We start from the raw sequence: 18629 nt of genomic DNA, 5'->3' as shown, positions 1-18629 counted from the left end.
TAATAAACCCAACTCCACTTTAATAATTATGATCCAGCCAAAATCATACATTGACACCTCACCGTCCGTATATGGAAAATTTGCTGTAATGGCAGCTGAGTATAATGCAATTAGTTTTACCCAAGGAGCGCCTGATTTTGATACTCCAGAATGGTTAATTGATCGTACAAACTTTTACATGCAACAAGGTAAAAACCAATATTCACCAATTCCTGGTACCTTAGTATTACGTAAAGCTGTAATTCAAAAGACCAAAAGTTGTTATGACGTAGATATAGGCATCGATAATGTCGCTATTACAGTTGGGGCTATCGAGGGGCTATTTGCAGCTATTACAGCATATGTAGAAAAAGGCGATGAAGTAATAATGTTTGACCCTGTATTTGATGCTTACGTTGGGTTAACAAAACTCAACCAAGGCAAACCAATAAGACTAAACTTACTGTCAGATGGAAAAATAGATTTACAAGCTCTAGCAAATGCAATTACCGATAAAACTAAAATCATTATTCTTAACTCTCCTCACAATCCTATGGGAAGTGTTATCTCAAAAGAGGAATATTTAGAATTTGCTAAAATCATTAAAGATAAGAATATCTTAGTTATAGCTGATGAAGTTTATGAGCATATTTATGCTGGTGAAGTTTTTACTAGTGCTTTAGAAATTCCTGGACTTAGAGATAAACTAATAGTGTTACAATCTCTTGGTAAAACTTATAATCTAACAGGATGGCGTTTAGGAATTGCAATAGCCCCTAGTGAAATTATAAAAAATATTTTGGCAGTAAAGCAGTTTTCAACTTTTTCAGCAGTCCACCCTATGCAGCTAGCCTTAGCTGAAGGGATTTTAGAACACCCTGAATACTACCAAAACCTTCATAAACTTTATAAAAAACAAAACTCTTTATTACGCCAACATTTAAAAGGTTCTCAATTTAAGCTTTTAGAATGGCATGGTTCACCTTTTCAGATGCTGGATTATACCAATATCAGTAATGAAAATGACAGTGAGTTTGCTACAAGACTTATTACAGAATATGGTGTTGGACTAATACCAGTATCCTCACTTTTTGAAAAGCCTAAAAATGGTTTACTTAGATTATGCTTTGCTAAAAAAGACAATGCTATTATAAAAGGAGCAAAAATCCTCTCAAAAATCTAAAAACAAACTACATTACCTAGGGAAATAACAGAGCATGAATAAACTAAAAGTTGCAATAATACAGAGTGATATAATTTGGGGTAATAAAGAGTTAAACTATACAAAGCTAGAGCAAAAAATAGCCACTCTAGACCAAGAGATGGACTTAATCGTATTACCTGAGATGTTTAATACTGGTTTTATTATGAACCCAACTAATGAAGCTAGTTTCCAAGAAGATATTGTTAACTGGATGTACAATCAAGTAAAAGATAGAAACTCTGCTATCGTTGGAAGTGCAGCAACATTTGCAGATAATAAAATTGCTAACAGATTATATTTTGTAACCTCTGAAAAAGAAGTATACACGTATGATAAAAATCATCTTTTTATATATGCAGGTGAAGACAAAAAATATACTAAAGGAAACCAGCGAAAAATAATCCAATATAAAGCTTTCAAGATACTTCTTACAGTTTGTTTTGATCTACGCTTCCCCGTATTTAACTGTAATAATAATGAATACGATATTTTACTAAATGTAGCTTGCTGGCCTGAATCGCGGCGTGAACATTGGCAAGCTTTACTTAAAGCTAGGGCTATAGAAAATCAAGCATATGTGGTAGCTTGTAACAGAGTTGGTAAGGATCCAAACTTCAGTTACGCTGGAGATAGCATGATTGTCGACTATAATGGTGGAATATTAGCTTATCAAGAATACAAAGAAACTGTACTTATTGCTGAATTAAATAAAAACGAGCAGGTTCAACATAGGGAAAAATTTAATTTCTTATCTTCCCAAGACAATTTTATTCTTCACCTCTAATAGTTTTTGCTAATTTCTGTAACATAGCATTAACAAACTTGTACCCTTCTTCTGTACCCATACTATAAGCTATTTCAACGTATTCTTTAATAATTACTTGATATGGATTTTCCAAACATTCTATAAGTTCTGCAACAGCAGACTGCAATACAGCCAAATCAACATAGTTTATTGAATCTATACCGTCTTTGGAGCTTTGTTTTATATGCTCTTGTATAGTTTCTTCATTCGACTCTGCAGAATCTATAAGTCTATAAAACAGATTCCAATCTGTTTGGTGCCTTTCAGCATTATCAGAGAAATATTGAACTTTCAATTCATCGAACGTATTATCTGCAACCTTTTTTTGGTATAAAGCTTGTACGGTATATAAACGAGCATTATTTCTAGCTCTTGCTGTAGTTTTCATAGTAGTTAAAATTTTAATTGACGAGTTATCTTAATAGTCAACAATTATAACTTATTAGCAATAATATATATAGCAGTTGTGACACATAACAAACTTATAGGTACAATTATATATAAACCATTAATAAGGATGTCATGCTGAACCTATTTGACACGTCTCACTATTTTACTATTTAAATATACACTTTATTTAAAATTGTATGATACAATGCCATGATCTTTAATAACCAACTATATCGAAAAATATGAAAAAAGCTATATATATAATATCTTTAGCGCTTATAGCTACTATATTGGCATCTTGTAGTACAAATAATTCGCAAGAGTTTCCTAAAACGCCTTATACATCAGGAAATGTTTCGCTAACTTTGAAAAAAGGAGTAACAACAAAAGAGCAAGTGATACAAGCCTTTGGATCACCAAATATTGTAACTCAGAATGCTGATGGAGATTCAGTTTGGACATATCAGACAAATGCAACTATCCAAAACAGTTCTAAAAAAGAAGGTTTTTTAACTCTTATTCTTGTTGGTGGAGCTACTAAAAATAGCGATTTTATGGAATCACAAAAAACTATGACTATTATAATAACATTTAAAGATGATGTAGTTTCAAACTTCAAATCTCTATCAACAAGCTTCTAAAAAAGAGGGCAAAATGTTAAAAAAACTTTCTAAATCTATCATATTTCTAATGATAATTATTTTAGCTAGCTGTGTTGTAGAACCGCCAAAACCAGACCTTACTCCGCTACAAATACAGCTCATGCAGACAAAAGTTTTTAATGTTAATAAACGTTCTGCTTTTAATTCTACGGTTACTGTTATGCAAAACCTTGGATATATTATTCATGATGCAAACTTTGATACTGGTATAATTACAGCACAGAGTACCCAAACTGTAGACTTCTGGCAAGAAGCCCAATACACTGAAGCTACAGCATTTATACAAAAGTATAGAGGTTCAAAAAAAGACTCTAGCATAAGAATAAACTTTGTTGTGCATAAAACTGTTCCAAACCCAAGTCAACAAAGCTCTGTTCCGATTCATAAATCAACTGCTGTAGTCGATCCTCAAGCATACAAGAATGCTTTCACCAAGATTCAGCAGCAAATTTTTATTGATACTGGAGTATCGCCAGTATTAGACCAACCTATACAACAAACCGTTTAAAATTTTTAAATCTCTTTACGACTATTTTTCTCGCCAAATTTAGTTTACTATTCTACAAATAAATAAAACATACTATATTCTGATATGCATAAATGGTGGCAAGAAATTAAGTTAAAAGATATGACTAGTGAGCAGTGGGAATCTGTATGTGATAGATGTGGATTATGTTGTTTGAATAAACTACAAGATCATGACACTGACGAGGTCTACTACACTAAGGTTAGCTGTAAGCTTTTAGATACATCAAAATGCCAATGTTACATGTATGAAAAAAGAAAACAGCTAGTACCTGAATGTATAAACCTAACCTATAAACAACTAAAAAGTCATGCTTATAAGTGGCTACCAAACACTTGTAGCTACAAGTTACTTTTAGAAGGTAAGGATCTACCAGAATGGCACCATCTAAATACTGGCTCAACTGAACAAATGCATAAACAAAAAAAATCAGCTAAACATTTTGCTATTTCAGAGTATGAACTAGATGTGGATGAGTACTTAGATGATTTTATAATAAAGTTAGATAACTAATTCTTATTTTTAGTATATACTTCGCTTACTAACTCTTTATTGGGCATGCTCATGTCTAATTTACTACCTATAAATCCTCTTTTTGAAAAAGTTATTACAGACTTTTTTAATGAAGGTTATTGTGTCATAGATAATTGGCTTTCTAAAGATGAGACTTCTCTATTAACAGCTGAATTGGCTCAACTCTACCAAGAAGATTGTTTTAGAAAATCAGCAATAGGTAATAAGCTAAATGAGACAGTTAAAAGATCTATCCGCAGCGATTTTATTTACTGGCTAGATGAAACAAAACATGCTCAATCATTTTTTCAAAAAATAAATAACTTTATAGAATATATAAATAAAACTTGCTTTGCTGGCATCGTTACAAAAGAGTTCCATTATGCAATTTACCCCAAAGGTGCTTTTTATAAAAAACACCTTGATACTTTCCAAAATGATGATCGTCGCAATATATCTATAGTGTGTTATTTAAATGATGCTTGGCAAGAATCTTATGGTGGCGAACTTAAGTTATATCTTCCAAATGGAAATTTAAACATCTATCCAGCTTGTAGCAAGATAGTGATATTCAATAGTAAAAAAATAGAACATGAAGTTAAGACTATTTTGTCAGAAGTTAAAAGGCTCAGTATAACTGGTTGGTTGAAGACTAGCTAGGTAAATTTGGGATTGTATATAATAGAGCTTTAATCTTTTAATTTATAAAATAAATCACTAGACCCAATGCAACCAGCATAATAGCAAATATTTTTTGTAAAATTTTATCATTTAGTTTTTTCTTAAGCTTAGTTGATAAAACCATACCAGTAACACTACCAACTATAAATAGTATTGCTACGTACCAGTTCATACTGTCTAAATCATAGTGTGAAATAAACCCTGATATTGAAACTACAAAAATAACAAGTAGTGATGTATTAATAGCCCTCTTAATTGGCATGCCTGTTATAAACATCAAAGCTGGAACAATTAAAAACCCTCCTCCAACTCCAAAAAAACCTGTTAAAGTCCCAACAATAGCTCCACTTAAAAGTAACGCTGTAATGCATCTAATACCGATACTCTTACATATAGAATGCGTATCAGAGATAATTTTTGACTTTATTAAACTCCAAACACCTATAACTACCATAAGTACAGAGAAACTAAGCATTAGAGTTTGATCAGTTAAAGCTTGAGAAAGATAACTACCCACAGGTGCAAACATTACACCTGTAACTATCATAATGAATGCTGCTAAGTAATTTAAATCATGATTTTTTAAATTTATAACCAGTCCAAAAATAGCAGTAAACCCCACAACTAATAATGATATGGTTATAGCACTATGGAAGTCTAGTCCCACACCATAAGTTAAAAGAGGCACTGCTAGTATAGAACCCCCTCCACCTGTTAAACCAAGAGCTATACCACAAATAAGACCAAAGATTATTAATGAGATCATTTACTTCACCAGACCACATTTTAAATTAGCTGGAACAGCAACATCCATATATTTAGGGTTTGGTAGATTTAAATTTGCCATAAGCTCTGCATACTCTTGTGCTGATTTAACTTGTAATCTCGGATTAAACCTCTTCTCCTCACCAATAGTACTAGATGTAAAGCCATTATAATCATGTCCAGGATAAACTATAGTTTCATCTGGAAGCTTGAAAAGTTTGTTGTTTATACTATCGTATTGAGCAAAAGAGTCTCCATGTTGAAAATCTGTTCTACCAGTACCTCTTACAAATAGAGTGTCACCTGTAAAAAGTTTATCTCCAAGAATAAAACTATAAGAGTCATCTGTGTGACCTGGGGTGTATATAGCTTTTAGCTTCATACCATCAAAGTTTACAGCTTCACCCTCTTTTATCTTCACAGAAACACACTCTGCTTTTGTGTGTGCTCCCATTACTGATTTGCAAGCTGTTGATTCTCTTAGTAAACCAAGTGCTGTAATATGGTCAGCATGTACATGTGTATCAATTGCAGCAACTAGTTTAAGATCTAGCTCGTCAAAAAGTTTATGATACTTACCTAACTGCGTATCAACTGGATCTATTATAATAGCTTCTCTACCTTCTCCTGATGCAATAAGGTAAGTATACGTAAAAGTATCTATATCAAATAATTGTCTGAAAATCATAACCTCTCTCCTATTTAGCTTTTTTATTGTACGGTAACAGCTCTAAGATATTTGCTAAAGCACAAGTGCCAGACAAACCTGCAAACAAAAGGCCAGCTCCAAAAAAACCGCTTAAAATTGCAAAATATTGTGACACTGTAAATGACAATACTACCCCTAATAGCACCATAAAACCAACTACTATTTGCACTTGACGCATAATTGGAAAAGGCTCTTTTACGTTTTTTTGAGTTGGTTGCTTATGTTGTTTCCATGAGTTTATACCACCATCTAAAAGATAAACTTTCTTTGCTTTAAGTCCAGAAACTTTATCTGCTGCTTGATTAGTTCTATTACCAGATTGGCAATGAAGTACTACGACTTCATCAGACTTAATGTCAGCATCATAAATATCATCAATCATAATGTTTTCAGCACAATCAATACATTCTCTTTTATGCTCATGAGGTGTTCTAATATCTATTAATTTAACCTTTTCTTTTTTTTGTAAATCCAAAAATTCTCTTACTGATATTTTTTCTACTTTATGCATCTTTTTCTCCTTTTATTTTTTTCTAATTTAGATAACTCTAATATTTGTATTAAATTTTTTTACTTATCTTCACAATAAACTGAGTGCAGAGCTTCTAATATCTTTGCTACACCTTTGTCTTTTATACTATAAAAACAAACTTGTGATTCTTTTCTGACCTTAACTAAGCCTTTTTTTCTAAGTACTGATAAATGTTGTGAAAAGGCTGATTGACTTAAATCAAAATATTTAGCTAATTCACCTACAGACATCTCACCTTTTGTAAGTAAGCACAAAATAAGCAATCTTGATTCATGTGAAATAGCTTTAAGCATATCAGCAGCTTTACTAGCATTTTTTTGCATTTGTACTAAATCCATTTCAAGCTCCAAAGAGTAAACCTGTTTATATATTAGCAAATACTAATTTAGAAATCAACAATGTAATAGCTCAATTAAAGCTATAGCCAACCACGTATAAAAATAGTACTAACTGAAATAACTTGATTTTAAGCTACTTCAGTAGATCCCCGTGTCAAGCACGAGGATGATTTTTCAGTAAATTTAGAATATTTCTTTAAATTCTTCGGCATAGTAAACTGTTTTGCCATGTAACTTCTTTAATTTACCAGACAAATCAAGAACCATAAATACATCTGCTGGAACATCATATTCACATTTTACATTGTATTCTGTAGCAGGTTTAAAACCAAATCGCGGGTAATAGTTTGGATGCCCTAGAACAAATATAGCATCAATGTTACACTTTTTTGCTTCTTGTATAACTTGCTCAACTAGCTTTGCTCCAATTCCTAAATTTTGGTAATTTGGAGATACACACATTGGAGCTAATCCATATATATCTATATTTGGAATACCATCTTGAGACATTTTTGAAAGAATTATCTGTCCAATAATCTGATTATCTAACTCTGCAACTAAAGATATCAAATTCTGGTGGTCTGTATGTAATAGTCTGACTAATTTTTCCTCATCACCACTTTCAAAACAATTAGAAATAAGCTTATATATAAGCTCTTGATCTGCAAGTTGCTCATGCCTAATTTTTATATTCATACAAAACTTAGCCCCTTATAACTAAATCTCTAGTTGAACGTATCTCGATATTTATAAATTTATCTACTACCTTTAGCTTACCAAATACCGCAAACTTAGCTCTGATACTTTTATCAAAGTTTAAATATTTGACCTGGTTGGGTACGATAAAGGTTGAAAATCTAGAATCTTCATTTATTTTAAACAATAGCTTTAGGCTCTCACCTATATTTGAAGAGGTAATTCCTGCAACTCCATATAGCACAGCATATTTACCTTTTACTTTTTCCAAATCTATATCTGCTAACTCAAAAGTATTTATAGTATAAATATCTTGTTTAGAATATTCTCTAATACGTTTTTCTACCATTTGTTGCTTTTTCTTTGGCATCAAATTCAAGGTATCTGCGTAATTTAATTTACCATCATTCTCTACTTTAGTAAGTAAATTTATGCAACGTTCGAGGTTTTTATTAACTATAAAATTAACTTTACTCATATCTTTTTTTGAATCACTAGCTATAAGCTCTTTGATTTTATTATCATCAATAGGCTTGCTTATTCTAGGGCATAGCTCATCATGGGAATTATCTTCGGTAATAAATTCAAAATATGATTCTTGATCAGCTTTACGTACCAACTTAACTTTAGCAACTCCACAATCAGGACAATAGACATTGCCAAAATGAAGCTTACTATTATACTCGTTTATTTTTACAAAGCCTTTTTTATATCTAGCTATATTCACTACTTTTCCTTAAACTTTTTCAAACAGTATATCTGATATCGGATGTTCTAAGCTTTGCCCTCTTTTTTCAAACTTTGTCAAAGGGCGCCAGTCTGGTCTAGGAGCAAAGTCTGAATATAAATTTTTATACTGACCGTGGTTTTCTAGCAACCCTAAAACATCTTCGGCATAAGGTAACCAGTCACTAGCAAAATGCAACAACCCACCTTTATCTAATTTTCTAGCGAAAAGGTCAAGGTTAGATTGATTGACTAACCTACGTTTATTATGCTTTTTTTTATGCCATGGATCAGGAAAATATATCTGAATTGCTTTTAAAGAATTATCTTCGATCATATCTTGTAATACCTCTAAAGCATCATGGCTTATAACTTGTAAGTTTGAAATGTCTCTATGCTCTATTTCATATAATATATTACCCACACCTGCCTTATGAACTTCAATTCCAAGGTAATTTTTATCTGGATTTTCTAGTGCCATTTGTACGAGAGAAGTCCCCATACCAAAACCTATTTCTAAAATCACTGGATAATCGTTATTAAAAATATTAGCAAAGTTTAACTTTTGTTCTTTTCTATATTCTATTAGGTATTTTTCAGAATATGTTTCCAATGCTAACTGCTGTTTTTTTGTGACTCTCCCCGCTCTTTGAACATAGCTTTTTATTTGACGCAAATTTTCTTTGGGTTTATCAAACATTTTTCTAGATTTATAACAATTTTGTTAATACTATTCTATATTAAGTAAATTAAAAATAAGAGTCTAACAATGCTAATATTCTTAACTATTATAGCTTTACAAATAAGTTGCCTTATTCTACCAGGTCCAGATTTCTTTGTAACTATTAGCAACTCTATCAAATTTGGGCAAAAATATGGTATTTATACTGCCTTGGGAGTAGCTTCTGGAATATTCCTAAATACTTTCTTTGTATACTGGTTTGGCTCATTTTTACTCTACAAAGAACCTATTTTATTTAAATTTATCATATTAGTTGGAGTAGCTTATTTAGCTTATTTAGCTTTTAATCTCTATAAAAACGTTTTCACAAAAAGTCCACAAAACTCCAATGCCGAACAATACATAAAAAACTTATATCAACTTGAAGAGCGTCCAGCTTTCAAGTTTTTTTTAAATGGAGCTTTCACCAATCTTGCTAATGCTAAAGTGGTTGTATTTTTCAGCTCTATGCTAAGCTTAGTTGATGAGCTAACCAGCTTTGAAAAAATTGCTGTCTGGTTATGTATAACTTTAACTACTGCGATTTGGTTTTGTACAGTAGCTATATTTTTTGGCAATAATAAATTAAGAGAAATGTTTTTTAAAGCTATAAAAAAAATAGAATTTATATCCGCAATTTTTATCACAGTTTTTATAATAATAATTTTAGTAGAACTTTTTTAGCTTATGAAGACAAATAAATTCCATCTGCTTTTATCAGGATTTTCTTACTTTTAAATAAGCTACCTATAGCTTTTTTAAATGATGATTTACTAATACCAAATTCTTTTTTTATAAGAACAGGGTCTAACTTATCATGAAATGCTACAAAACCACCTTTAGAAACTAAATAGTCGTATATTTTTTGAGCATTCTTAGCAAGGTCTTTATATACTAATTGTTGCAAACTTAAATCTATTCGACCATCTTTACGGATAGATTTAATATAGCCCTTCGTAGATTGCCCAAAGCTTAACCTTTGAAATACTTCATTTTTGTATAGTACACCCCAATGAGTATTATTTATGATTGCTTTATAACCGATATCAGTTGAGTTCCCTATAATCAGGTTAACCTCTTGATTAAGCTTAAAATCACTATCATCAAAATCTGATATAAATTTGTTTATCTTAGAAGAAGCTATAAGCCTACCATTTACTTTATCACGGTAGATATATACTAAATATGATTTCCCAAGCTCAAAAGGTCTATGTTGCTCAGCTAAAGGTACAAGCAAATCTTTATCTAAACCCCAATCTAGAAACGCTCCTATATTAATAATTGATTTGACTGGTAAAAAAGCAATTTCACCAACAACTGCTACTTTTTTTGTAGTAGCCATAAGCTCAGACTTAGAATTTTCGTATAAAAATACATTTATAGTATCTCCTACACTCAAATCATTTTCCAACTCTTTTTTAAGTAAAGTTGCAATGCCTAATTCTACAGCATCAAGATGTAATATATACTCACGAACATCTATAACTCTTAAATTATGATAGTTTCCTAAAGTAATCAAGTTAATTTCTCAGTAAAAATTCTTATGCTTTAATTATAACACTGGTTAAACTGTTGATATAGATAAATAGAGTCCCGTAGCTTATAGACAAGATATTGGGTTTGCAATTAGAGCTAAACACATTTAGTTTACAATCAAATCCTATATGTCTACCATTCAAGTAAATTATTTTTAAAAAACATCTAAGAGGGAAAAGGTATGAAAAACCTTTCTATAAAAAGTTTTAATTTAAGATAACTAAAAAAGCTTAGACTCACTTAAGTCTAAGCTTTTACATCTAAAACAACACCTTACCCCAACCTAATTTTTCACGTAAAGTATCATAATAATTATAGTTTTCTGTATGAAGCACAGAAACCTTTTTACTAGCTTTTCTAATAGTAATTTTTTGCTCTGACTTTAAAATAATATCATGACGCCCATCTATACTTAGTACAGGTTCAGGATTATTATAATCAGTTATATAAATATCTATAATACTATCGTCTGAAATTACTAGTGGTCTGCTATTTAATGAATGTGAGCACACTGGTACCAAAACCATACTGTTTTGATTAGGGTTAAGTATTGGTCCACCTGCTGACATTGCATGGGCTGTAGAACCTGTCGGTGTAGCTACTATTAACCCATCACCTCTTTGGTCAAAAGCATAGCCGCCATCAATAAAAACTTTCAACCCAAACATCCGGCCTCTACTAGCTGTTATAGCTATTTCGTTTAAGGCTATTGAAGCTTCTAATGGAGCCTCAATGTTATCAACTTGACACTTTAACATAGCCATCTTAGAAAGAGCGCTTTTACCTTTTAAAATATCTATTAGATCACCTTGTAACCCCTTACTATCAGATGTAATAGTCGTTAAAAATCCAAGCTTACCTTTGTTAACGCCTATAACTGGTATATTGCTATATAATGCCAAAACTCTAGATACTTGCAGAAAATTTCCATCACCACCTATTATTATGGCAACATCACAGTTTAAAGCTATATCTTTCAGGCACATTTTTGGGGTGTCTTTTAAAGCTAGGTTATGACTAGATTCACGCTCGATTATCACATCTAAACCCAAATCATTTAGTTGAGAGCATAATCCCTGTATAGTTTCACCAACTTCTTTTTTATGATGCTTTCCAATAATAGCTATTTTTTTATATACAAATGACATCTTTAAGCATCTCTAAAAAAACTACTGCTAAAATTATATCAAAAAGAAATACTGTTGCAAAATTTGGAACTTAAATTTGCTTATCCTAGCATTTAATCGACTTTACTTTTTTTACAATTTATTAGAAAGGAACTTTCATTAAATGCTCATCCATTAAAGAAATACACATATCTATAATCTCAAACAAATTTTGATAATCTCCTAAATTCTCTTCGTTATAAATTAAGCTATCAGCTTTAGTTGTTTTTAAACAACAATAGGTTTGTGTAAAGTCTTTTAAATTAAGTTTTTTGTAAAGTTCATTCAAAAGCTTATGCTCTTTAACTGAAGTTAAATTTGGAAATTGCAGTAGTGGTCTTAAAATTTTATCGAGTTCCATAGACCAGAGTGGATTTGGATTTTTATGGTTTAATATATAACTTTGGTTACCCATTGATTCGTCTGTAGTAACTTCAGCAATGACTGGTTTTAATTCTTGACTTTTTATCTTATACTGGCCCGCATTATTAAAAGCTTTATACTTAGTAAGGATTTTGTAAATATTTGTCACATCATATGTGATATTTTTAGCTGTTGAACGAGAGCAGGCTTTTTTAAAGTCATCTTGGTCACTTAAATTAAAAATTTTCTCCCACATAGCGTCAACAATCCATGATCCAGAAAATTCTTTATGCTGATTAAAAAGTAACACAATACACCAAGTATGAGCACCTACAACCGAAACTACATTCGTTAATGAACATCGATCTAGTATGTCACCTCTTGGCTGATAAACTTTACTACGAATATTAAAAATCATTTTAAGATGCTTAATATCTCCTTCAGAAATAAGGTACCTTTGTTGCAAATGCATAGCTGGCGTTAAGTTAATTTCTGATATAAATTTAGCTAAAAGAAAAGCACTTAGCAAATTTCTATGTCGACAAACACCTATCTTATTTTGTATAAATATTTCAAGGTCCATTACAAACCCACTAGTATAACCATTGGTTGCTAACAACCGATGGGTCTTGGGATCTCTCCTATTATTGTAATACCCTAATATGAAGTTATCCACTTGTTTTTCATCATTATTTGGCAGTAGTTGACAAACAAAAACTTGTAAAGAATTTAACACTTGAGTTACATATGATGGAGAATTAGGTTTCAATTCATTTATTTTTTTCACCAGATATTGTTTAAGATTATCATAAGCCTTAAGCAATTCAAGCGACTGAGGGTTTAACCTAATAGTTTCTCTTCCTGATACAAGGCCACTTCCCACACTTAAATAAATGCTATCATCATTTACGACATTAATGAAGTTAGTATTAGAATTTATAACTTTCTTTTTATTTAACGGATATAGCCAGTGTATTTGTGAAGCCTTAGGGTTTTGTAATAAAGGCAAAAGTGGTTGGTATGCATGAAGGTCAAATACGTCAAAGTCCTGACCGGGTAAAATAGGAATTTGAGCTTGTTTAGCAACATTTCTCATTAGCTCAGACCTGTTTTTGGTAAACTCATTTTTATATTTGTTGCTAATTTGCTCAGCATTTGCTATAGTCAGCGTTCCTTTTAAACATTTCGGACAATTGGTAAAATCATCATTCCGCTCTAATACAGTTTGATAGTTACATGAGTTACAAGTATATAGCATAAACTTTCCTTTAGGTTGTTAGTCAATTTCTCTGCTCTATGAAAATTTAAAACAACATTATTTATTAATTTCATATCTGTTATCTAACTGCTAAGAACTAGTATAAAAACACATCTAGCTTGTTGATTTTTATACTGGTTCCAAACAAATTTAATAGGCCGAGTTTTAAATAACTATTATATTAAAAAAAAATACTTTTCATACAGGGTAAATTTGATACGGCTTATTAAATTTTTGCAGGAAATGCTATAAAAATAGGACTTGGTAGCTCTATTGCAATATACTTCAAAAAAACTTTTATCAACTAAACTTGTATGGATTTTTAGAAATATACAAGCTAAAGTATTAGCTACAAATATAAATCAAGTACTTAATAATGGATAAGAAAAATTTACTAACTAGCATAATAATACCTGTCAAAGATGAGTCAGAAGGTTTAGAGCAACTTTTTTCAAGGCTTATACCTATAGCTGAGCAATTACCAACCAAATATGAATTAATATTTGTCAATGATGGTAGTACAGATAGCACACTAGAGCTACTTTTAGAGAAACAAAAAAACCATAACGAGATAAAAATCGTAGACTTATCACGTAACTTTGGCAAAGAATCAGCCCTTTATGCAGGTTTTGCAAACTGTAACGGAGATGCTGCTATCTCTATAGATGCTGACCTACAAGACCCACCTGAATTAATATTAGAAATGGTAGACTATTGGTTAAAAGGCTATGAAGTTGTTACAGCTGTCAGAGAAAATCGAGATACAGATACTGCTGCAAAAAAAGGTTCTGCGGGGCTTTTTTATAAGTTAATGAATAGAATAAGTGAAACTAAACTAACGCCAAATGCTGGTGATTATCGATTATTAAACAGAGCAGCTATTAATGCTTTCTTAGAGCTTAAAGAAAAAGTACGTTTTAATAAAGGTTTACTTAGTTGGATAGGCTTTCATGAAAAGCTTGTCTACCATACTAGGGAGGGACGTGCTGCTGGGCAAACTAAATGGAATTATTGGAAACTATTCAAATTTTCTATAGATGGAATTACTAGCTTTAGTAAAGCACCTCTAGAAATATGGTCTTATTTAGGAGTATTTATTGCTTTAATGAGCTTTGTGTATGGTTCCTTTATCATACTAAAGTCTTTAATTTTTGGTATAAGTGTACCAGGTTATCCATCATTAGTTACTTTTATACTATTTTTTAGTGGTCTACAAATGATTGGTATAGGCATGCTTGGAAGCTATATAGGTAGGATATTTATAGAAACAAAACAGCGTCCTTTATACATAGTTAGAAAAGTGTATTCTGGAGGTAAAACCAATTAATAAAAAATTACGGCTTTAAACGAATACCTTTGTTTAACAAATACCAAGCTAGATAGTATAAAACAAAGGTAAAAATAACTATTGCAGAAAATGCTATATATGGGTTTACCGTAGAAATACCTATAAAGCCATATCTAACAAAATCAACTATATAAAATAGGGGATTACACGCTGATAAAAAGTGCCAAAATCCTGATAGATTATTTATATCGTAAAAAACACCACCTAAGTAAATAAGAGGCGTAAGTACAAATGTTGGGAAAATAGTAGTGTCATCAAACTTTTGTGAAAATATAGCATTTAGCAATCCGCCCAAAGAAAATAATGCTCCACAAAATATAAATCCAGCTAACACTAAAACAAAGCTATGAATAGTAGTAAAACCACCTAAAATAAAAGCCGCTATACTTACAAAAACTCCAACTAAAAATCCTCTAAATATTCCACCAGAAATATACCCAAGTACAATAATATGGTTATTAACTGGTGAAACTAAAAGCTCCTCTATTGCTCTACTAAAGCGTATCCCAAAAAATGAGCTAACCACATTACCATAAGAGTTCTGGATCACAGCCATTATTATTAAACCTGGAGTAATATACTGCATATAAGTAATACCATCATGCATATCACCTATACGGGCTCCTACAACTTTACCAAATATCAAAAAATATAAAACTATTGTAATTACCGAAGGTAAAAGAGTTTGTGGCCAAATTCTAAAAATCCTTTTACTCTCACGATTAAAAATTGTTACATACATTATCCAATAATCTCGAATGCTCATTTTACCCACCTACTTATTTCTTGCTACCTCTATAAATAGCTGTTCTAGTTTAGCTGATTTGGTTCTAACATCTAAAACTTCTAAATTATGTTTTGTACTCAACTCAGAGAAAATATTATTTAAAACAGCTCCCCTGCTTACTTCTACCTCTAAAGTGTAATCATCTATTAGTTTAGCTATTCCAGATTCAAGCTGTATATCATCATTACATTTAGATTTTAAATCAAAAATATACGTATGTTTATCTGCTGATTTTAGAAAGGTTTTCATATCTGTGTTTATATGCAATTTTCCTTTATGAATCAAAGCAATATGGTTACACATAGACTCAGCCTCTTCTAAGTAATGTGTAGTTAAAATCACAGTTAAACCTTCTTTATGAAACTGAGAAATCATTTCCCAAAGAGAATTCCTAAGCTCAACATCAACACCTGCTGTTGGCTCATCTAATATCAGCAACTTAGGTTTATGAATTAAAGCTCTAATAACCATGAGCCTTCTTTTCATACCTCCAGACAAAAACCTCACTTGTGTATTACGTTTATCATATAAATCTACTTTTTTTAATAGTTCCTCAGCATATGGTTTCGCTTGTTTTTTTGAAATACCAAAAAAGCCAGCTTGAGTTATTAAGATGCTAATAGGTGTCTCAAAGATATTTAAGTTAATCTCCTGTGCCATAAAACCTAAGTGCTTACGAGCCTGATTAAAATTAGTATCTATGTCATAGCCAAATATTTTAATTTTTCCAGACGTTTTATTTACAAGTGAAGATATCATCCCTAAAGTAGTAGATTTACCTGCTCCATTTGGACCTAACAAAGCAAAAAAATCTCCTTTTTCTACATTAAAGCTAATCTCATCAACTGCCTTTAACCCACTTTTATAAATTTTACTCAGATTCACTATTTCAAGAGCTTTTTCTTTTGGCATATGATCTAAATCACATTATTTGGTAAATACTAAGCAAATTATACCATTTCAGTATATGTTATACATAAAATACTTGAAAATGCAGGATTTATATCAGAGTACTTTATATATACCTAACTAATTTTGCTAAAAATAAATGTAAATATTGTAACACCAACAACTATTATAAACATTGGCCTAACTAAACTTGATCCTCTTAATATAACCTTTCTTGAGCCGACCCAGCCACCAAAAAAGCTTCCCACAGCCATCATCAAGCCATAAAATATATTTACATGACCAGATGCTATAAATATCATTAATGAGAATAAGTTACTTTTTAAATTAAGTACTTTGGCATATCCAGAAGCTTGTAAAAACGTGTATCCTAAAAAATAAACTATAGCTATAATCCAAAAGTTACCTGTTCCTGGACCAAAAAAACCATCATAAGCACTTAGTAGAAAACCAAAAATAATAAAAAATGCCATCTCTGACATTCTTTTTTTACCTACATTAACTCCTAGGTTTTTATTGAAAATACTAAATAAGAAAACTACAATTAAAAGTACCGGTACAATATAGTTCATAAATTCATTGTTAATAACTAGTGCCATTATAGTGCCAAAACATGCTCCTATAAATCCAGCAACTAATCCTCTAATAACTGTTTTAAAATCTATAAGCCCACTTTTGTAGTATTTGAAGGTAGCCATTGCTGTACCAATACTAGCTTGTAGCTTATTAGTCCCAAGTGTAACTGTAATAGGCAAACCAACCATACTCAAAGCAGGAACACTAATAAGTCCTCCACCACCAGCTATAGCATCTATAAAACTTGCTAAAAAGCCCATCGAAACTATAAATATACATAATAAGAAAAAATGATCTGTTAAAAACTCTTGCATACTTACTCCTTAATGTGGATAGCAAGCCAAATGGTTGGATTGTCTGTATAAGTTACCCAATGCTTGCTATTTTTAGGAATAAATAGATACTCTCCTTGCTCTAAGTTATACTCTTTATCCTCTAATTTAAGTTTTGCATTACCTTTTAATACTAGTACCCATTCATCATATTGTTGAATATAAGGTGTATCGGTAGGAGTCACTTGGCCATATGAAATTATCTTTTCAATTTTAATATTTTTAGTGTTTAATAAATCGATAAACTTTTCGTGTTTAGAAAAGTTAGGAATTACACCAAATAAATTATCTCTCATATTTATCTACAACTTAAAAACTTCGCGGGTATTTTTATATGTTTGTTCAGATACTTTCTCCAAACTCTCACCTCTTAATTTTGCAAGGAATTCTGCTACATATTTTACATACTCTGGATAATTTGGCTTACCTCTAAATGGTACTGGTGTTAAATAAGGAGCATCTGTTTCCACCAAAATTCTATCTAATGGTAATTTTTTAGCTGTTTCTTGAATATCCTTGGCATTTTTGAAAGTCAAAATCCCAGAAAAGGAAATATACATACCCATATCTATAGCTTGTTTTGCCATATCATAATCTTCCGTAAAGCAATGTAAAATCCCTCCACACTTTTCTATATTTTCTGATTTTAAAATATCTAGAGTATCTTGTTTCGCTGCTCTTGTGTGAACAATTATTGGTTTGGAAACTTCTATAGCCGCCTGGATATGATTTACAAATTTTTCTATTTGCTTAGCTCTAGTATCTTGACTATTGTAGTAATAATCTAAGCCAGTTTCTCCTATAGCTACACATTTAAGGTGATTAGATTTAGTAATCAGCTCTTTTATATTCGGCTGATAAGTGTCTAATTCACTTGGATGTACCCCAACAGAAAAATACACATTTTCAAAGTTTTCGGATATTTGTTGGATTTCATCTATTTCATGCCATGCTACTGCAATTGATATAATCTTTTCAACTCCCACACTTTTTGCATTCTTTATAACTTGCTCAAGGCTTACATCTTCTAACTTTAAATAGTTAAGATGACAATGTGAATCAATAATCATTTTCTATGGAAAAATATTGTAAGTTAAAATGATTATA

24 protein-coding genes are annotated in these 18629 nt (G+C 31.2%); 8 read left to right on the top strand and 16 right to left on the bottom strand.

What is annotated here, in order from left to right:
* Positions 1-28 precede the first annotated feature (28 nt).
* Together E3E15_RS02130 and E3E15_RS02125 are read left to right on the top strand one after the other, a co-directional pair.
* Entirely contained in the window at positions 29-1162 is a 1134-nt protein-coding gene (locus tag E3E15_RS02130) for an aminotransferase class I/II-fold pyridoxal phosphate-dependent enzyme (RefSeq protein WP_172106411.1), read from the top strand.
* A 34-nt stretch (positions 1163-1196) separates the two neighbouring features.
* On the top strand, positions 1197-1967 hold the full coding sequence (locus tag E3E15_RS02125) for an amidohydrolase (protein WP_172106410.1): 771 nt from the start codon (positions 1197-1199) through the stop codon (positions 1965-1967).
* On the opposite strand, the gene nusB is transcribed toward E3E15_RS02125, so the two are convergent.
* Positions 1951-2376 (bottom strand): transcription antitermination factor NusB, encoded by a 426-nt coding sequence (gene nusB / locus E3E15_RS02120; RefSeq protein ID WP_172106409.1) that lies wholly within the window; start codon positions 2374-2376, stop codon positions 1951-1953. The two genes, E3E15_RS02125 and nusB, sit on opposite strands and share 17 nt — an antisense overlap.
* Positions 2377-2620: 244 nt before the next feature.
* Between nusB and E3E15_RS02115 the strand changes: the two genes are divergently transcribed.
* The 4 genes from E3E15_RS02115 to E3E15_RS02100 all read left to right on the top strand — a co-directional run bounded on the left by E3E15_RS02115 (position 2621) and on the right by E3E15_RS02100 (position 4739).
* Positions 2621-3019 (top strand): hypothetical protein, encoded by a 399-nt coding sequence (locus tag E3E15_RS02115; RefSeq protein ID WP_172106408.1) that lies wholly within the window; start codon positions 2621-2623, stop codon positions 3017-3019.
* Between the two features lie 49 nt (positions 3020-3068).
* Positions 3069-3548: a hypothetical protein gene (locus E3E15_RS02110; protein WP_209451689.1), complete on the top strand. Its 480-nt coding sequence runs from the start codon at positions 3069-3071 to the stop codon at positions 3546-3548.
* Positions 3549-3632: 84 nt separating this feature from the next.
* Positions 3633-4079, top strand: a complete 447-nt coding sequence (locus E3E15_RS02105; protein ID WP_172106406.1) for a YcgN family cysteine cluster protein — start codon at positions 3633-3635, stop codon at positions 4077-4079.
* Positions 4080-4130: 51 nt separating this feature from the next.
* Entirely contained in the window at positions 4131-4739 is a 609-nt protein-coding gene (locus tag E3E15_RS02100) for a 2OG-Fe(II) oxygenase (RefSeq protein WP_172106405.1), read from the top strand.
* Positions 4740-4776: 37 nt separating this feature from the next.
* Here E3E15_RS02100 and E3E15_RS02095 read toward each other — a convergent pair whose 3' ends face one another.
* From E3E15_RS02095 to trmB, 7 genes are all read right to left on the bottom strand, one after another.
* Positions 4777-5523, bottom strand: a complete 747-nt coding sequence (locus E3E15_RS02095; RefSeq protein ID WP_172107222.1) for a sulfite exporter TauE/SafE family protein — start codon at positions 5521-5523, stop codon at positions 4777-4779.
* Between the two features lie 3 nt (positions 5524-5526).
* Positions 5527-6213 carry an MBL fold metallo-hydrolase gene (locus tag E3E15_RS02090; protein ID WP_172106404.1) on the bottom strand — a complete coding sequence of 229 codons (687 nt, stop codon included), beginning with the start codon at positions 6211-6213 and terminating at the stop codon, positions 5527-5529.
* A 10-nt stretch (positions 6214-6223) separates the two neighbouring features.
* The gene (locus E3E15_RS02085; protein WP_172106403.1) at positions 6224-6745 is read right to left on the bottom strand and encodes a rhodanese-like domain-containing protein; all 522 of its coding nucleotides are present in this window, start codon (positions 6743-6745) and stop codon (positions 6224-6226) included.
* Positions 6746-6804: 59 nt separating this feature from the next.
* A complete protein-coding gene (locus tag E3E15_RS02080; RefSeq protein WP_172106402.1) occupies positions 6805-7104 on the bottom strand; it encodes an ArsR/SmtB family transcription factor in 300 nt (99 codons plus the stop codon).
* A gap of 183 nt (positions 7105-7287) precedes the next feature.
* Complete coding sequence (locus E3E15_RS02075; RefSeq protein ID WP_035721512.1) at positions 7288-7800, bottom strand: GNAT family N-acetyltransferase; 513 nt, start codon at positions 7798-7800, stop codon at positions 7288-7290.
* Positions 7801-7807: 7 nt separating this feature from the next.
* A complete protein-coding gene (locus tag E3E15_RS02070) occupies positions 7808-8527 on the bottom strand; it encodes a hypothetical protein (protein ID WP_172106401.1) in 720 nt (239 codons plus the stop codon).
* A gap of 9 nt (positions 8528-8536) precedes the next feature.
* Positions 8537-9226, bottom strand: a complete 690-nt coding sequence (trmB, locus tag E3E15_RS02065; protein WP_172106400.1) for a tRNA (guanosine(46)-N7)-methyltransferase TrmB — start codon at positions 9224-9226, stop codon at positions 8537-8539.
* Between the two features lie 69 nt (positions 9227-9295).
* Here trmB and E3E15_RS02060 point away from each other — a divergent pair, with 69 nt between their 5' ends.
* Positions 9296-9931, top strand: a complete 636-nt coding sequence (locus E3E15_RS02060; protein ID WP_172106399.1) for a LysE family transporter — start codon at positions 9296-9298, stop codon at positions 9929-9931.
* A gap of 1 nt (position 9932) precedes the next feature.
* Here the strand turns inward: E3E15_RS02060 and E3E15_RS02055 are convergent, their stop codons facing one another.
* The 3 genes from E3E15_RS02055 to E3E15_RS02045 form a co-directional block, all read right to left on the bottom strand.
* Entirely contained in the window at positions 9933-10766 is an 834-nt protein-coding gene (locus tag E3E15_RS02055) for a CvfB family protein (RefSeq protein WP_172106398.1), read from the bottom strand.
* Between the two features lie 277 nt (positions 10767-11043).
* A complete protein-coding gene (locus E3E15_RS02050; protein WP_172106397.1) occupies positions 11044-11931 on the bottom strand; it encodes an NAD(+)/NADH kinase in 888 nt (295 codons plus the stop codon).
* A 121-nt stretch (positions 11932-12052) separates the two neighbouring features.
* Complete coding sequence (locus E3E15_RS02045; protein ID WP_172106396.1) at positions 12053-13570, bottom strand: hypothetical protein; 1518 nt, start codon at positions 13568-13570, stop codon at positions 12053-12055.
* 376 nt (positions 13571-13946) lie between these two features.
* On the opposite strand from E3E15_RS02045, the gene E3E15_RS02040 reads away from it, so the two are divergent.
* A complete protein-coding gene (locus tag E3E15_RS02040; protein WP_172106395.1) occupies positions 13947-14897 on the top strand; it encodes a glycosyltransferase family 2 protein in 951 nt (316 codons plus the stop codon).
* Between the two features lie 7 nt (positions 14898-14904).
* Here the strand turns inward: E3E15_RS02040 and E3E15_RS02035 are convergent, their stop codons facing one another.
* The 5 genes from E3E15_RS02035 to E3E15_RS02015 all read right to left on the bottom strand — a co-directional run bounded on the left by E3E15_RS02035 (position 14905) and on the right by E3E15_RS02015 (position 18592).
* Complete coding sequence (locus tag E3E15_RS02035; protein WP_035721490.1) at positions 14905-15684, bottom strand: ABC transporter permease; 780 nt, start codon at positions 15682-15684, stop codon at positions 14905-14907.
* 9 nt (positions 15685-15693) lie between these two features.
* Entirely contained in the window at positions 15694-16617 is a 924-nt protein-coding gene (locus tag E3E15_RS02030; RefSeq protein WP_172106394.1) for an ABC transporter ATP-binding protein, read from the bottom strand.
* 113 nt (positions 16618-16730) lie between these two features.
* Positions 16731-17504, bottom strand: a complete 774-nt coding sequence (locus E3E15_RS02025; protein ID WP_172106393.1) for a TSUP family transporter — start codon at positions 17502-17504, stop codon at positions 16731-16733.
* Between the two features lie 2 nt (positions 17505-17506).
* Positions 17507-17818, bottom strand: a complete 312-nt coding sequence (locus tag E3E15_RS02020; protein WP_172106392.1) for a cupin domain-containing protein — start codon at positions 17816-17818, stop codon at positions 17507-17509.
* A 6-nt stretch (positions 17819-17824) separates the two neighbouring features.
* Entirely contained in the window at positions 17825-18592 is a 768-nt protein-coding gene (locus tag E3E15_RS02015) for a TatD family hydrolase (protein WP_172106391.1), read from the bottom strand.
* Positions 18593-18629 lie beyond the last annotated feature (37 nt).

The sequence above is a fragment of the Allofrancisella frigidaquae genome (genome assembly GCF_012222825.1).
GTDB lineage: Bacteria > Pseudomonadota > Gammaproteobacteria > Francisellales > Francisellaceae > Francisella > Francisella frigidaquae.
Note: the sequence above shows the minus strand (reverse complement) of the source record. Positions and strands in the feature narration are given on the sequence as shown.

Bases quoted from the DNA above. Each gene is read 5' to 3' on its own strand.
- E3E15_RS02130 (WP_172106411.1), top strand. From the start codon at position 29: ATGATCCAGCCAAAATCATACATTGACACCTCACCGTCCGTATATGGA.
- E3E15_RS02125 (WP_172106410.1), top strand. From the start codon at position 1,197: ATGAATAAACTAAAAGTTGCAATAATACAGAGTGATATAATTTGGGGT.
- nusB (WP_172106409.1), bottom strand. From the start codon at position 2,376: ATGAAAACTACAGCAAGAGCTAGAAATAATGCTCGTTTATATACCGTA.
- E3E15_RS02115 (WP_172106408.1), top strand. From the start codon at position 2,621: ATGAAAAAAGCTATATATATAATATCTTTAGCGCTTATAGCTACTATA.
- E3E15_RS02110 (WP_209451689.1), top strand. From the start codon at position 3,069: ATGATAATTATTTTAGCTAGCTGTGTTGTAGAACCGCCAAAACCAGAC.
- E3E15_RS02105 (WP_172106406.1), top strand. From the start codon at position 3,633: ATGCATAAATGGTGGCAAGAAATTAAGTTAAAAGATATGACTAGTGAG.
- E3E15_RS02100 (WP_172106405.1), top strand. From the start codon at position 4,131: ATGTCTAATTTACTACCTATAAATCCTCTTTTTGAAAAAGTTATTACA.
- E3E15_RS02090 (WP_172106404.1), bottom strand. From the start codon at position 6,213: ATGATTTTCAGACAATTATTTGATATAGATACTTTTACGTATACTTAC.
- E3E15_RS02085 (WP_172106403.1), bottom strand. From the start codon at position 6,745: ATGCATAAAGTAGAAAAAATATCAGTAAGAGAATTTTTGGATTTACAA.
- E3E15_RS02080 (WP_172106402.1), bottom strand. From the start codon at position 7,104: ATGGATTTAGTACAAATGCAAAAAAATGCTAGTAAAGCTGCTGATATG.
- E3E15_RS02075 (WP_035721512.1), bottom strand. From the start codon at position 7,800: ATGAATATAAAAATTAGGCATGAGCAACTTGCAGATCAAGAGCTTATA.
- trmB (WP_172106400.1), bottom strand. From the start codon at position 9,226: ATGTTTGATAAACCCAAAGAAAATTTGCGTCAAATAAAAAGCTATGTT.
- E3E15_RS02060 (WP_172106399.1), top strand. From the start codon at position 9,296: ATGCTAATATTCTTAACTATTATAGCTTTACAAATAAGTTGCCTTATT.
- E3E15_RS02050 (WP_172106397.1), bottom strand. From the start codon at position 11,931: ATGTCATTTGTATATAAAAAAATAGCTATTATTGGAAAGCATCATAAA.
- E3E15_RS02045 (WP_172106396.1), bottom strand. From the start codon at position 13,570: ATGCTATATACTTGTAACTCATGTAACTATCAAACTGTATTAGAGCGG.
- E3E15_RS02040 (WP_172106395.1), top strand. From the start codon at position 13,947: ATGGATAAGAAAAATTTACTAACTAGCATAATAATACCTGTCAAAGAT.
- E3E15_RS02035 (WP_035721490.1), bottom strand. From the start codon at position 15,684: ATGAGCATTCGAGATTATTGGATAATGTATGTAACAATTTTTAATCGT.
- E3E15_RS02030 (WP_172106394.1), bottom strand. From the start codon at position 16,617: ATGCCAAAAGAAAAAGCTCTTGAAATAGTGAATCTGAGTAAAATTTAT.
- E3E15_RS02025 (WP_172106393.1), bottom strand. From the start codon at position 17,504: ATGCAAGAGTTTTTAACAGATCATTTTTTCTTATTATGTATATTTATA.
- E3E15_RS02020 (WP_172106392.1), bottom strand. From the start codon at position 17,818: ATGAGAGATAATTTATTTGGTGTAATTCCTAACTTTTCTAAACACGAA.
- E3E15_RS02015 (WP_172106391.1), bottom strand. From the start codon at position 18,592: ATGATTATTGATTCACATTGTCATCTTAACTATTTAAAGTTAGAAGAT.